Genomic DNA, 12,943 nt, shown 5'->3' with positions numbered 1-12,943 from the left:
GGTTGTGAGCACGATCTCCCTCTTTTTCTCAATATTCACCTATGCTGAAAATTCACCGCACTTATCAATCTGTTGAACGCAGAATGAGTGCGGTGCTTTTCTATTTCAGGGAATATTCATAAAGAGGATCACTCGTGAAAACAACGTCGCGTTATCTCGCTTTAACCGCACTTGCCTGCTTATTGCCACTCTCACTGCCCGCCGCTCAGGCCGCACAATCCGATAACCTGGAACTGCAACAGGTACTGGTTCTCAGCCGTCACGGCATCCGTGCGCCGCTGGTGAATTATGGTGATGTCCTGGCGGAATCCACCACGCACACCTGGCCGGTCTGGAAAACAGAAGGGGGATTACTGACCCCGAAAGGCGGCCAGATCTCCGGGCATATGGGGCATTACCTTCGCGCATGGCTGGCGAAAGATAAGCTTCTGCCTGCTGCGGGTTGCCCGGAAACTCAGCAGGTTTTCGCCTATGCCAACAGCCTGCCGCGCACGATTGATACCGCGAAACATATCACCACCGGCGCATTTCCCGGCTGTGATGTGCCGGTCATCAACCGTGTAGAAATTGGCAAAATGGATCCGGTATTCAACCCGGTCATTACCGCCGAAGTGAATGACAGCTTTAAAACCAGTGCGCTGAACTCCATCAGCCAGCACGCGGGCGAAGGCGGTTTGCCAGGCCTGAATCAGCGTCTGAAGCCGAACTATGCGTTGCTCGAAAATATTCTCGATTATAAAAACAGCAAAATCTGCAAAGAGAAACAGCAATGCGATCTGGCGTCTCAGCCTTCGGATGTGGTGCTGACGCAGGGTAAAGAACCGGGCATTACCGGGCCGTTGCGTATGGCAACCGGCGCGGCAGATGCATTCATGCTGCAATATTACGAAGGTTTCCCGATGAAGGACGTGGCGTGGGGGAAAATCAGCACAGACGATCAGTGGACGAAACTGGAAACCATCAAAAATCTGTATCACGAAACGCTGTTTGGCTCTCCGGCGATTGCTGCCAATGCCGCTAAGCCTTTACTGACGTTCATCTCCGGCGCGCTTGATCCGAAACAGGCTTCGACCGCGGATGAAAAAGCTGCACAGCAGGCAAAACTGGCTCTGCTGGTCGGGCATGACTCGAACATCGCTTCATTGCTTGCGGCACTGAAAACGCAGGATTACACCCTGCCGGGGCAATTTGAACGCACGCCAATCAGCGGCACGGTGGTCTTCCAGCGCTGGCATGACAAGAAAGCGGATAAAGATCTGATGAAGATCGAATACGTTTATCCGACAGCGCGTCAGATCCGCAACAACGTTGCCCTGAGCCTGAAAAATCCTCCTGAGCGTGTCACGTTGCAAATCGACGGCTGTAAAGTTGATAAGCAGGGCTTCTGCCCGATGGAACAGTTCACTCAGGCCGTACAGAAAGATTTGCAGGGCTGAACCGGCCTTAGCCGCTAACTGGCAATAGATAGTGTTTTAAGTTAGTTAGCGGCAGCAAACTGTCATCCGATAATGTGCCGAAGTTTTCTTACTCCGGCACATTATGGCGTCCTCTTCTTTCTATCTCAGCCCGCAGCAACGGGGCGAAATTAAAGCGCGTTCCCGCAGCCTTTGGTGGCGGCTGGAAATACCGACGTGGTGCCTGATTTTCGCCATTTACGGCGGCTGGTTTTCTGTGGTGTTCTTCTGGAACAGCCTCGGTCCGTGGCTCGGTACGCCTTTGCTCATCGGGTTTACCGCCTGGTATATGTCGCTGCAACACGAACTTATTCACGGCCATCCCACACGTAAAACCTGGCTGAACCAGCTGCTCGGCACCTTGCCGCTGGCGGTCTGGTATCCCTACGGACTTTACCGCGACACGCATTTGCAGCATCACAACAATGAACATCTGACGATCCCCGGTGACGATCCCGAAGCCTATTATTTCAGCCGCAGAAGCTGGGAAAGCCTGACGCCTGCGATGATGGCCGTTGTCCGTCTGCGCAATACCTTGCCTGGCCGGATGATACTCGGCCCGCTGCTGGATATTTTCAGCACGCTGACCGGCGCGCTGCAGGCCGTTTTTCGCGGTGAATGGCGTACCGTCGCGATGTGGCTGGTTCACGGAATTTTGCTGGCGCTGTTGCTGGTCTGGATGGCGCGGCAGGGGTTATCTCCGGGCTGGTTTGTGCTGGCCATCAGCTATCCGGCACTGAGCCTGACGAAAGTGCGCTCGTTCTATGAGCATCGCGCTGAACACTCACCTGAAGCACGTTCCACGCTCAACGAAGCCGGTTTTGTCTGGCGTCTGCTGTTTCTGAATCTCAACTATCATCTGGTGCATCACGATTTGCCGGGCGTGCCGTGGTTTGCGCTGAGGCAGGTATATTTTGCCGACCGCGATGCGTATATCCGGCGCAGCGAAGGGTTTGTCGTAAAAGGTTACCGCGAGTGGTTCTGGCAGCATACGCGCGCGCCGGTCGCGGTGGAAATGCATCCGTTTGCTGCGGGAGATCCGGCAGCAGAAAACGGTCACAGCGACTATGATTATCAGCAGGACACCCCCTGACGGAGCTGCCAGATCATGCTGATGTCTTTACCGATGTACGCCATTTCCCCGCTGGACGTGGAAATTTTCACCGTTGCGTTACTGGGCAAACTCAAGCGGCTGGGCATGAAACCACTGCCGGTTTCACTGAGCTGGCCGAAGGATTTGCTGGCGCACTGGCAGAATAAAGATTTGTTGCTGAGCCAGACCTGCGGTTTCCCGCTGGTGGAAAGCCTGCCGGAGGTGCAGCTGGTCGGCACATTCAGTTACCGTGCGCCCGGCTGTGATGGTTTCCGTTACCGCAGTTTTCTGCTGGCGCGTGAAGAACACAGCGGCTTACATCTGACCAGCTTTCGCCATCGCAGGCTGGCTTTCAACAGCACCGATTCACAGTCAGGCTACAACAGCCTGCGAGCACTGGTTGCGCCGCTGGCCGAAAACGGAAAATTCTTCTCCGGGGCGCTGGCAACCGGCAGCCATCTCGAATCACTTCTGTACGTGCAGCATCATAAGGCCGACATTGCGGCGATTGACTGCGTAACGCTCGAACTGCTGCGCCGCACCGATCCGGAACGGATCAGCGGGCTGGTTGTCGTCGGGCAAACGGCTGCCGTGCCGGGACTTCCGCTGATCACTTCCGCGCAAACATCCCCAGAACATCTGGCGATGCTGAGACAGGCATTGCATGAAGTTTCCCGCGAAGCGGTGAGTAAACCGTTGCTGATCGAATCGTTTACCGAAGTGCCGCGACCGGCGTATGAAGTGATCCGGCAGATGAAAAGAATTGCTGAGGAGTTTGGCGTGCGTGAGCTGATGCCGGAATCTGTCAGCTAAAAAACCGGACTTCAGCGTCCGGTTTTGTCTGTCAGATCCGCGGATAATCAGTGTGTTTCTATCGGGAAATCTTCGTTCACGTCGCCCCATTCGGCCCATGAACCGTCGTACAACAGCACATCTTTCACGCCCAGCGCGTCCAGCCCGAAAGCCAGCGCTGCGGCGGTAACGCCGGAACCGCAGCTGGTGATCACCGGCTTATTCAGATCCACGCCCAACCGTTCAAACGTCGCTTTCAGCTCCTGTGGCGATTTCATGTGGCCTTCCTGCGTCAGCTCGGTAAACGGCACGCTGAGGCTCTGCGGAATATGTCCGCCGTGCAGCCCCGGACGTGGTTCCGGCGCTTCGGCTTTGAAACGCGCCTGCGAGCGTGCATCGATAATCTGTACCTTCCCGATGGCATCTTTCACCTGCTGCGCGCTGGCGACGACCGGGCGCACCAGCCGGGCATTGAACGTCGACGGCACACGGGTGTGTTCGCCGCTCTGAACGGGTTTACCTTCAGCAATCCAGGCATTCAGCCCGCCATCGAGCACGCGCACGCTTTTCGCGCCGAAACTGGTCAGCATCCACCAGACACGCGGCGCGGAGAACAAATCCCCTTCATCGTAAAGCACGATGGTTTGCGTGTCGGCCACGCCAAGACGGCTCATCGACGCGGAGAATTCTTCCGCCGTCGGCATCATATGCGGCAGGCCGGTAGTGCAGTCGGAAATACTGTCAACTTCAACGTAAATAGCGCCGGGAATGTGCGCCTCAATATATTTGCCATGAAAATCAATCGGCGGAGTAATGCCCGGTTTCGATTTACGGCAATCGATAATGACCACGTCCGGTGAATTCAGATTCTTCGCCAGCCAGTCGGTAGAAACGGTATGGGTAGAGAAAGTCATGTTCTGTTGCCTTATCTTTTTTGTGGAGCCAGCCTCAGAGATCGCCGGGGATCAGGGAATACATCCAGGCGTCGCGCGGCTGACCATGATAATAAAGCCGGTTGCGGTGCAAACCTTCGGACGTCGCGCCTGCTTTTTCCGCGACGCGGCGGCTGCGGTCATTGCCGTCCATCGCGACGATTTCCAGTCGCGTCAGTTCAAGCTCTTTAAACGCGAACTGCGCCGTGGCCCTGACCGCCAGCGTGGCCAGGCCCTGACCGGTATAACCGGTGCGGATCCAGTAGCCAAGATTAGAAAACTTATAATCCTGACTGATACGGTTGATGCCCACGCTGCCAATCAGATTGCCGCTGGCACGTTCAAACAGACAGAAATTGAATTCTGTGCCGCGATGACGTTTGTGCTCGCTGTCGGTGAGATATTTCCGGCTGTCTTCCAGCGAATATTTATCCGTACACCAGGATTCCCACTCACCAATCTCGGCGACGGAAGCCTGAACGGCAGCAAAATGCGTGATCGCTTCCAGTTCGGTTGCGGCGCGGATCTCAATCTTTTCGTCCTGATAAATCTGGCGTGTCATCATCTACGGTGTCCTGGAAGCCGGAAATCATCTATGAAACCAATCAAATCAGCCTCACATATCTGGCCGCTGGATGTCAATTAGCGCAGAGATCAAATAAGTGAGAAAAAACAGCAGGCTGTCCGTCAGTGCAATTCAGCTTTCCGGCACCAGCATCACCAGTTTGCAATCAGCGTAACCCGCCGGGAAAAACGTTTGCTGCCGGTAACCCGTTTCGCCGCTGAGCGGGTGGTTAAAACGCCGTGCGCCGCCTTCGCGCGCCAGCACTTCCTGCTGCGTCCACCACTGATTGAATTCGCTGCTTTGCCCGCGCAGGCTGATCACTTTCTGACGCACGGCGTCGGAATGCGCGTAATGACTGGTTTCCGCACGAAATTCTGCCACCACGCGTTTAGCGCGTTCTGCCCAGTTGGGTACCAGCTGCCGTGCAAGCGGATGCAGAAACATAAAATCCAGCAGATTAGGCTGTTCAACCGTTCCCAGCCAGCCGCTGAATAACGCGCCTGCGGGGGGATTCCACGCCAGCACATTCCAGCAACTGTCGAGCAGATAGCCCGGGCCTGCGATCTGATTGACGCAATTCTTCAGGCTGTCATCCGGCGCGCCCGACAGGGGCACGGCAAGCGGATCTTTCACCGACGCCAGACTGAACAGATATTCGCGGGCGGCCGGTTCCATTTGCAGGGATTTCGCCAGCCTGTCCAGCGTGGCGGCAGAAATCGAGACATCGCGCCCCTGTTCAATCCAGGTATACCACGTGGCGCTGATGCCGCTGATTTGTGCCAGCTCCTCGCGCCGCAGCCCGCTGGTTCTGCGCCGCGCAGAACCGGGAAGGCCCACCATTTCCGGCGTGACGCGTTCGCGATGTGTGCGTAAAAAGGCGCCTAAGGCTCCCGGGCCGCTGAGCGACTCTGCGTTATCAATCATATTTTTTCTCAGGCTGGAAGTAACTCATACCAGTATAAATGCTCATATTGTACCCGTATAGAACAATGCCTATAGTGATTTTGAGGTCATCTGAAACCGGCGTTTCGACGAAAATAATAAGGCAAACAGGAGCAATGAAAATGACAACAAATACCCACAGTCAGGCGGTTGATAAGCAATTTGGTTCGCAGGCACAAAATTACCTGACCAGCGCCGTTCACTCGCAGGGCGCGGATTTACAGCGTCTGGCCGTTTTACTGGCGCCATTCCCGGATGCGCAGGTCATTGATCTGGGCTGCGGCGCAGGACACGCCAGTTTTGTTGCGGCGCGCGCCGTAAAAAATGTGATTGCCTATGATTTGTCGGCGCAAATGCTGGACGTGGTAGCGCAGGCCGCGAAAGATAAGCAGCTGGAAAATATCACCACTCAGCAGGGAGTGGCAGAATCGTTGCCGTTCGCCAGCGCCAGTGCGGATATCATCATCAGCCGGTATTCCGCGCACCACTGGCACGATGTCGGGCAGGCGCTGCGTGAAGTGGCGCGAGTGCTGAAACCGGGCGGCAAATTTATCATGATGGACGTGGTGTCGCCGGGGCATCCGCTGCTGGATATTTATCTGCAAACGGTCGAGGTTTTGCGCGATACCTCGCACGTCCGCAACTATTCTCCGGGCGAATGGCTGGAAATGGCATCCGGTGCCGGGCTGATTGCCGGTGAGGTCACCACCGACCGCCTGCCGCTGGAATTCACCAGCTGGATTGCCCGTATGCGCACGCCGGAGCATTTCTCCGTCGCTATCCGCGAAATACAAAAAGTGATGTCAGATGACGTGGTCCGCCACTTTGAGATCCAGCCCGACGGTTCGTTTACCAGCGACATTATGATGCTGGTGGCTTCTAAGGGGTAAAGTGCCTGATAGGTTTTTCGCCCTCCCGTGAGGGGAGGGCGAAAGTGATGCTTATTTCTTCCCGAACATCTTCTGCCCGAGCATCACCAGCGCCAGAACGGCGGCGCCGACGATAAGGCCGACCACTAAATCCGTTGCGCCGGTAATCAGCGTGTTGATCCAGCTTTCGTGGCCGTGAGTCAGCGGTTCAATCAGGCTGTGCATAAACGGCAAACCGTGGCTGATAATACTGCCGCCCACCAGGAACATCGCGATTGTGCCAACGACAGAAAGTGTTTTCATCAGCCACGGGGCGGCGTTCACGATGACGCGGCCAAACGCGCGTACGCCATTCATTACGCTGCTTTTACCTGAAAGCTTGCTGAGATACAAACCGGCGTCGTCAATTTTGACAATCGCGCCGACCAGCCCGTAAACGCCGACGGTCATGGCGACGGCAATCAGCACCATAACGGTGACCTGATTGAGGAACGGTGCAGATGATACGATGCCCAGCGAGATCACGATGATTTCAGCAGAAAGAATGAAATCGGTACGCACGGCACCTTTTACTTTTTCTTTTTCCAGTTTTTTGGCATCGGCCTCATCTTTTACCTGCGGTGTGGCCGGTTTCTCTTCGTGATGATCGCCGGGCATCAGTTTGTGCGCGACTTTCTCGAAGCCTTCATAACATAAGTACGCACCGCCAATCATCAGCAGCGGCGTAATTGCCCAGGGAATGAACGCGCTGATCAGCAGCGCCAGCGGTACCAGAATAGCCTTATTGACCATCGAACCTTTTGCCACGGCCCAGACAATCGGCAATTCCCGGTCGGCTTTAACACCGGAAACTTGTTGCGCGTTCAGTGCCAGATCGTCTCCCAACACACTGGCTGTTTTTTTTGCCGCGACCTTACTCATTGCGGCTACATCATCAAGTATGGATGCAATATCGTCGATCAAGGCCAGAAGGCTGCCACCCGCCATAAACACTCCCTTATGTCCCGGTCATCATTCCGCAGGGAAGATACCGGGGAATTTTGTTGTTAAAATCAGCTTTCGCGCACGCGAAAACCGTTCCTCTGTCGCCCCGGCTGTGCAGGTGATCACGGCGACAGGTAAAACCCTAAAAAATAATCATAACAGTGATTGCACTCTCGAGTCGATTTGTGCGAATGTTGTCCGGGTTATAAATAACTTTAAAAACTCTCCATACTTTCTCCATTAAATATCTTTGATTTTCGGTCAGTTATCCTGCAGGAAATGTTTACTTTCATTCTCTCCTTATTTTTACCACAATGGTTAAACTTCTTTACGTTGCATTACGTCCGCTTTCATTGATTCGCCGATAATTAATTCAACGGATTGCTTCCGCTCCATTAATTAACGAAACTAACGAAAGAAAGGTGCGTATTATGAAACTCTTACCTATGTTCACTGCAGCTGTAATTACCGTCGCTTCATTCTCAGCACTTGCCGCAACGCCTATTTCTGAAATGCAGGCGCAAAGTGGTAACTACCAGTCACTGGGTATGGTTTCAGTGAGTGCATCAAGCACAGTCCCTGGCAGCCTGCATGACCAGCTGAACCAAATCGCCAGCGATAAAGGCGCGACACATTACCGCGTAGTCGGTGCCGGTACTCCCGGTGATTCCAGCCTGACCCGTGCAAACGTTGAGCTGTATAAATAAGATTAAAATTATCGGCTGATAACGAAAACTTTTTATTAAGACGTTATTGAGTCAATAAGTGTGAGAAGGCCAATGTCACCTGACATTGGCCTTTTTATTATTTGTGCCACCTCTGATATTTCCGGTAATTTTTGAGAATCATCCCATGTGAATTTTCTGAGTTAAATCTTTCTGACGTTTATTCCCCTTATTAATCATTTCTTAAGAATTTTTCGGCTTAATGGGGGTCTGATTCCTCAGGAGGAGTTAATATGTTAAATGCCGCAAGAATGACAATTAAGAACACCGGGCTTTCGCTTCAGAACCAGTTTTTTTATCTGCAGAATTTTATTACCTCACCACGGACGATGGGGACGCTGATGCCATCCTCGCCATGGTTGTGCCATGCGATGCTGAGCCAGATTGACTGGACGACATCGCTGGATATCGCAGAGCTGGGCGCCGCAGATGGCGTGCTGACCCGGCGGATCCTCAGCCGCATGCGCGCAGATGCGAAGCTGGAAGCGTTTGAAATCCAGCCCGCGTTTGTCCGTAAGCTTAATCAGATGGAAGACCGGCGCTTGCAGGTGATGGCGCATTCTGCCGAGCACATGAGCACGGATTACGACGCGGTATTTTCATGCCTGCCGCTGTTGTCGATGCCGCTGCGAACCAGCATGAAGATTTTGCAAAAAACGCAGCAGCAGCTGAAAAGCAAAGACGGCGTGCTGGTCCTGTTTCAGTACAGCCAGATGTCTGAGAAACTGCTGTCGCGCTATTTCACCTGGAAAAAAATCCGCGTGGTGAAGAATTTTCCCCCGGCCATTGTGTATATCTGTAAACCCCGCTGATACAGCCACTTAGACATTCTTGCTGTCTGGGCGGTTTGCAGGGCATTGCGCTACAAGGATTTTTCAGTATGATGCCCTGAATGGCGTAAATAAAACGCTACAGAAGCTTCACCGGCAGGTGACAAAAATCTGCCAGTGAGGCTTTTTTGTTGTACTATCTCGCGAGTACAGCGCAAACCAGTACATCAGACCACTTTTTGCGACAAAGACTTCATATTGATGATGGATTTTCATCAGGTGAGATACGGGACTTTCGGGGAATAAAGGATAGCGGTAATGACACAACCCATTTTCATGGTAGGCGCGCGTGGCGCGGGTAAAACGACAGTTGGCAGTGAGCTTGCAAAAGCGCTGGGCTACAAATTTGTCGATACCGATCTGTACCTGTTACGCACCTCAGGCCTCAGCGTGGCGGATATTGTCGACCGTGAAGGCTGGGAGGGGTTCCGTCGCCGTGAAACCGAAGCCCTGAAAGCGGTATGCTCACCGCTGACCGTGGTCGCGACCGGCGGCGGCGCGGTGCTGGCGCAGGAGAACCGTGATTTTATGCGCGAAGCCGGAACGGTTATTTATCTGCGTTCACCGGCATCAACGCTGGCAAATCGTCTGGAAGATGCCCCGCAGGAAGATCAGCGCCCGACGCTGACCGGCAGGCCTATCACCGAAGAAATGATGCAGGTGCTGAACGAACGCGAAGCGTTGTATCAGGAAGCCGCTCACCACGTGGTAGATGGTACGCAGGATCCTGCGCTGGTCGTGAATTCTGTTATGGATGCACTGGCGTTGCCGGTGGCGCGCTAAGCGCCATTCGCGGTAAAACGTCATCATGACGGGCCCTCTGAGGCCCGTTTTTTTTGCCTGAAATCCGGCGTTAAACTGTAAACAAAACGGGCCATTTCTCGTGACGGGGATCACAGTCGCCTAAGTATTGTACTAGTGTATGACCGGGCGTAAACTAATAACTCAGGTGATTACTTAGACGCAGCGCCGTGACGCTGAAAACCCATAACGGACCCGATGATGAAACCCCTGATGTCTTTCTTTAACCAGCACAGTAAAGCCATGCCCGCAATCTGGTCGATCACGATCATTCTGGTCGAAGCTTCTATCGCGCTGTATATTTTGCGTAATATTTAATCAAAATAATCTGCTGAGTTTTACATCGTTCACTTCATAAATACTCGGCATTCATTTCCCTCTCCTCGCCTTTCGATTGCTTTAGGAATTTCTTTAAGCATATTCATTTATCTGTCTTCTTCTGGCGGTTAAATAAACGTCTTGACGCTGACACGTATCAGCTTTAGTTTTTATTTAACTTAACAGGAACCCTGTTCCATATACCGGAACTTACTCCTTTATGACCACTTTAGAAAATGCGGCTGCGGTGCTGAAGTTATTTTCAACCCAGGGGATCCGGCAGGGACATCCCGGCTTGTCATTCAGTGATGTGGTCGAAAATTTAAAATTACCGAAAAGCACCGTTTCACGTTTACTGATGACGATGGAAACGCAGGGGCTGCTGGAACGCGATCAGGACAGCCGCTTATACCGGATCGGAAAATTATTGCTGGCAGTCTCCAGCCATTATTTATCTGCGCCGCTCGTGGATTCCGTTTCACCGTATATGACGCAGCTGAGTCAGCTGACGCAATGCACGGGCTATGTGTCGATGCTGGAAGGGCGCGACATTATGGTCATGCGGATGTTCCCCGGCAGAACCTATTTACAAGTGGTGACGCCCGCCGGAAGCCTGCTGCCCGCGCATGAGACCGCCATTGGCCGTGCGATCCTCGCGCGCTTTAGCGACGAAGACGTGGTTCAGCGTTTTAACGGGGAATATCAGGTTAACTCCGTCAATTCCCCCGCAAATATGGATCTTCTTTTGGCCAGGCTGGCGGAAGTCCGGCAGACAGGATTATCGTTTGCCAATAATGAAACGCTTCAGGGCATCAGTTCTTTAGCGACCAGTATTTTTAATAAACACCGAAATGAAACGGTAGGACTTTGTTTGTCTTTCCCTTCTCCCGAACGGGGAAAAAATATTCCGGAAGGCATAAAAGAAGGACTGATTGCTGTAACCCGGCAAATCGCCGAAAAATTGGGTGATGAGTACTGGCAATGATTTTTCATCGCAATGACCAGTAACGGACCCGGATTATTTGTTTTATTCATTTTTAGCCAACACCAGGGGCCTTATGTCAGACCAACCTGCAAAAGATAATAAGGAAAATCCGCTAAAGGATATTGGCACGCTCATCGTGATGATTATTCTGTCTATTTTAGGCGCTATCATCGGGGTTCAGTTAATAACAACGTTAGGCGTTACGCCTAATACTTCTATTATCGGCGCGCTGTTTGCCATGCTGCTGGCCCGCATTCCGATGCAGGCTTTTCAGCGCTACCGTTCAATCCACACCCAGAATCTGGCGCAAACCGTCATTTCTTCCGCAACTTTTGGCGCAGCAAACAGCCTGCTGATGCCGATTGCCGTGCCTTATGTTCTCGGGCAGCCGCAGCTGATTATGCCGATGTTTATCGGTGTGGCGGCCGCGATGCTGCTCGACGCCTATCTGCTTTACCGTCTCTTCGATACCAAAGTTTTCCCGGCCAGTAACGCCTGGCCTCCGGGCGTGGCAGCGGCGGAAGCGATCAAAGCCGGCGATAACGGCGGGCGCCAGGCATGGTTGCTGGTGGCGGGTGTGGTGATCGGGCTCGGTGGCGCGATGCTGAAAATTCCGATGGCAGCGTTCGGGACGGCGTTCATCGGTAATATCTGGGCGCTCAGTATGTTCGGCATCGGATTGCTGATCCGCGCTTACGCACAACCGGTGGCCGGGCTGGATCTTAATGCCCTGTACATTCCGCACGGCATGATGGTTGGCGCGGGGCTGGTTTCGCTGATTCAGGTGATTCAGGTGGTTCGCGCCAAAAATGCCGATGCCCGCACGACGTTTACCCAGCCGGCGAAAGAAGTGCGTACGGCGCTGGGGTTGGGCGCATTCGGCTATATCGCGATTGCTGCACTGCTGGCGCTGGCCGGGGGTTTATACAGCGAAATGTCCGTCGGCATGCTGATTGCGTTCGTGGCTTACGCCGCCTTTGCCGCTTTCTTCCACGAGCTGATCGTCGGCATTGCGGCCATGCATTCCGGCTGGTTCCCGGCGTTTGCCGTGGCGCTGATCACGCTGATTATCGGTATTCTGATTGGCTTCCCGCCGCTGGCACTTTGCGTGCTGACCGGTTTTACCGCCGCGACCGGCCCGGCGTTTGCCGATATGGGCTTCGACCTGAAAGCCGGATTCATTCTGCGCGGCTATGGCAAAGACTTACGGGCCGAACTGGCGGGGCGTCGCATTCAGTTATTCGCCGCGCTGCTGGCTTTTATCATTGCGATCCCGGTGGTGTGGTACGCCCATTACGGCTACTTCGCGCAGGATCTGGTGCCGCCGGTGGCGCGCGTTTACGCCAAAACAATACAGGCTGGCGCACAACCGGGCATTGCCCACAGCCTGCTGATTTGGGCGATTCCGGGCGCGCTGATTCAGCTGATCGGCGGCCCTAAACGCCAGCTCGGCGTACTGCTGGCGACCGGGCTTCTGATCAACAGCGTGATGGCGGGCTGGGCGGTGGTCTGCGGTATCGTACTGCGCATCATCATTATTCGTATCTGGGGTGAAAAAGGGCGTACGCCAATGGAAGTGCTGGCGGCAGGTTTCATTGCCGGTGATGCACTTTACAGCTTCTTCACCTCGGTTTTCAGTGCCAAAAAGTAAAG

At 53.7% G+C, this 12,943-nt stretch carries 13 protein-coding genes; 9 read left to right on the top strand and 4 right to left on the bottom strand.

Annotated features, from left to right (window positions below):
* Positions 1 to 134: 134 nt before the first annotated feature.
* The 3 genes from agp to IV433_RS06465 all read left to right on the top strand — a co-directional run bounded on the left by agp (position 135) and on the right by IV433_RS06465 (position 3,360).
* The gene (agp, locus tag IV433_RS06475) at positions 135 to 1,436 is read left to right on the top strand and encodes a bifunctional glucose-1-phosphatase/inositol phosphatase (RefSeq protein ID WP_195813938.1); all 1,302 of its coding nucleotides are present in this window, start codon (positions 135 to 137) and stop codon (positions 1,434 to 1,436) included.
* 103 nt (positions 1,437 to 1,539) lie between these two features.
* Positions 1,540 to 2,547, top strand: a complete 1,008-nt coding sequence (locus tag IV433_RS06470; protein ID WP_195813939.1) for a fatty acid desaturase — start codon at positions 1,540 to 1,542, stop codon at positions 2,545 to 2,547.
* A 15-nt stretch (positions 2,548 to 2,562) separates the two neighbouring features.
* Positions 2,563 to 3,360: a phosphate/phosphite/phosphonate ABC transporter substrate-binding protein gene (locus tag IV433_RS06465; protein ID WP_195813940.1), complete on the top strand. Its 798-nt coding sequence runs from the start codon at positions 2,563 to 2,565 to the stop codon at positions 3,358 to 3,360.
* Between the two features lie 47 nt (positions 3,361 to 3,407).
* Here the strand turns inward: IV433_RS06465 and sseA are convergent, their stop codons facing one another.
* The 3 genes from sseA to IV433_RS06450 form a co-directional block, all read right to left on the bottom strand.
* Positions 3,408 to 4,253, bottom strand: a complete 846-nt coding sequence (gene sseA, locus IV433_RS06460) for a 3-mercaptopyruvate sulfurtransferase (RefSeq protein ID WP_195813941.1) — start codon at positions 4,251 to 4,253, stop codon at positions 3,408 to 3,410.
* Between the two features lie 34 nt (positions 4,254 to 4,287).
* The gene (locus IV433_RS06455; protein ID WP_195813942.1) at positions 4,288 to 4,836 is read right to left on the bottom strand and encodes a GNAT family N-acetyltransferase; all 549 of its coding nucleotides are present in this window, start codon (positions 4,834 to 4,836) and stop codon (positions 4,288 to 4,290) included.
* A gap of 132 nt (positions 4,837 to 4,968) precedes the next feature.
* The gene (locus IV433_RS06450) at positions 4,969 to 5,760 is read right to left on the bottom strand and encodes a helix-turn-helix transcriptional regulator (RefSeq protein WP_195813943.1); all 792 of its coding nucleotides are present in this window, start codon (positions 5,758 to 5,760) and stop codon (positions 4,969 to 4,971) included.
* Positions 5,761 to 5,900: 140 nt separating this feature from the next.
* Between IV433_RS06450 and IV433_RS06445 the strand changes: the two genes are divergently transcribed.
* Entirely contained in the window at positions 5,901 to 6,668 is a 768-nt protein-coding gene (locus tag IV433_RS06445) for a class I SAM-dependent methyltransferase (protein ID WP_195813944.1), read from the top strand.
* Between the two features lie 51 nt (positions 6,669 to 6,719).
* On the opposite strand, the gene IV433_RS06440 is transcribed toward IV433_RS06445, so the two are convergent.
* Positions 6,720 to 7,634 carry a DUF808 domain-containing protein gene (locus IV433_RS06440; protein ID WP_195813945.1) on the bottom strand — a complete coding sequence of 305 codons (915 nt, stop codon included), beginning with the start codon at positions 7,632 to 7,634 and terminating at the stop codon, positions 6,720 to 6,722.
* 428 nt (positions 7,635 to 8,062) lie between these two features.
* Between IV433_RS06440 and IV433_RS06435 the strand changes: the two genes are divergently transcribed.
* The 5 genes from IV433_RS06435 to IV433_RS06415 all read left to right on the top strand — a co-directional run bounded on the left by IV433_RS06435 (position 8,063) and on the right by IV433_RS06415 (position 12,941).
* Complete coding sequence (locus IV433_RS06435; protein WP_195813946.1) at positions 8,063 to 8,338, top strand: YdgH/BhsA/McbA family protein; 276 nt, start codon at positions 8,063 to 8,065, stop codon at positions 8,336 to 8,338.
* Between the two features lie 251 nt (positions 8,339 to 8,589).
* Positions 8,590 to 9,168, top strand: coding sequence for a class I SAM-dependent methyltransferase (locus IV433_RS06430; RefSeq protein WP_195813947.1), 579 nt, complete (start codon positions 8,590 to 8,592; stop codon positions 9,166 to 9,168).
* Between the two features lie 276 nt (positions 9,169 to 9,444).
* Positions 9,445 to 9,969, top strand: a complete 525-nt coding sequence (gene aroL, locus IV433_RS06425) for a shikimate kinase AroL (RefSeq protein WP_195813948.1) — start codon at positions 9,445 to 9,447, stop codon at positions 9,967 to 9,969.
* Positions 9,970 to 10,525: 556 nt separating this feature from the next.
* Positions 10,526 to 11,290 carry an IclR family transcriptional regulator gene (locus IV433_RS06420; protein ID WP_195813949.1) on the top strand — a complete coding sequence of 255 codons (765 nt, stop codon included), beginning with the start codon at positions 10,526 to 10,528 and terminating at the stop codon, positions 11,288 to 11,290.
* Between the two features lie 73 nt (positions 11,291 to 11,363).
* Positions 11,364 to 12,941, top strand: a complete 1,578-nt coding sequence (locus IV433_RS06415) for an OPT/YSL family transporter (RefSeq protein ID WP_195813950.1) — start codon at positions 11,364 to 11,366, stop codon at positions 12,939 to 12,941.
* The last annotated feature ends 2 nt before the right edge of the window (positions 12,942 to 12,943 follow it).

Source organism: Rahnella laticis (assembly GCF_015644585.1).
GTDB classification, from domain to species: domain Bacteria; phylum Pseudomonadota; class Gammaproteobacteria; order Enterobacterales; family Enterobacteriaceae; genus Rahnella; species Rahnella laticis.
Note: the sequence above shows the minus strand (reverse complement) of the source record. Positions and strands in the feature narration are given on the sequence as shown.

Excerpts from the sequence above, each read along its gene's own strand:
- sseA (WP_195813941.1), bottom strand. The coding sequence starts at position 4,253 with ATGACTTTCTCTACCCATACCGTTTCTACCGACTGGCTGGCGAAGAAT.
- IV433_RS06415 (WP_195813950.1), top strand. The coding sequence starts at position 11,364 with ATGTCAGACCAACCTGCAAAAGATAATAAGGAAAATCCGCTAAAGGAT.
- aroL (WP_195813948.1), top strand. The coding sequence starts at position 9,445 with ATGACACAACCCATTTTCATGGTAGGCGCGCGTGGCGCGGGTAAAACG.
- IV433_RS06465 (WP_195813940.1), top strand. The coding sequence starts at position 2,563 with ATGCTGATGTCTTTACCGATGTACGCCATTTCCCCGCTGGACGTGGAA.
- IV433_RS06470 (WP_195813939.1), top strand. The coding sequence starts at position 1,540 with ATGGCGTCCTCTTCTTTCTATCTCAGCCCGCAGCAACGGGGCGAAATT.
- IV433_RS06420 (WP_195813949.1), top strand. The coding sequence starts at position 10,526 with ATGACCACTTTAGAAAATGCGGCTGCGGTGCTGAAGTTATTTTCAACC.
- IV433_RS06455 (WP_195813942.1), bottom strand. The coding sequence starts at position 4,836 with ATGATGACACGCCAGATTTATCAGGACGAAAAGATTGAGATCCGCGCC.
- IV433_RS06435 (WP_195813946.1), top strand. The coding sequence starts at position 8,063 with ATGAAACTCTTACCTATGTTCACTGCAGCTGTAATTACCGTCGCTTCA.
- IV433_RS06450 (WP_195813943.1), bottom strand. The coding sequence starts at position 5,760 with ATGATTGATAACGCAGAGTCGCTCAGCGGCCCGGGAGCCTTAGGCGCC.
- IV433_RS06430 (WP_195813947.1), top strand. The coding sequence starts at position 8,590 with ATGTTAAATGCCGCAAGAATGACAATTAAGAACACCGGGCTTTCGCTT.
- IV433_RS06445 (WP_195813944.1), top strand. The coding sequence starts at position 5,901 with ATGACAACAAATACCCACAGTCAGGCGGTTGATAAGCAATTTGGTTCG.
- IV433_RS06440 (WP_195813945.1), bottom strand. The coding sequence starts at position 7,634 with ATGGCGGGTGGCAGCCTTCTGGCCTTGATCGACGATATTGCATCCATA.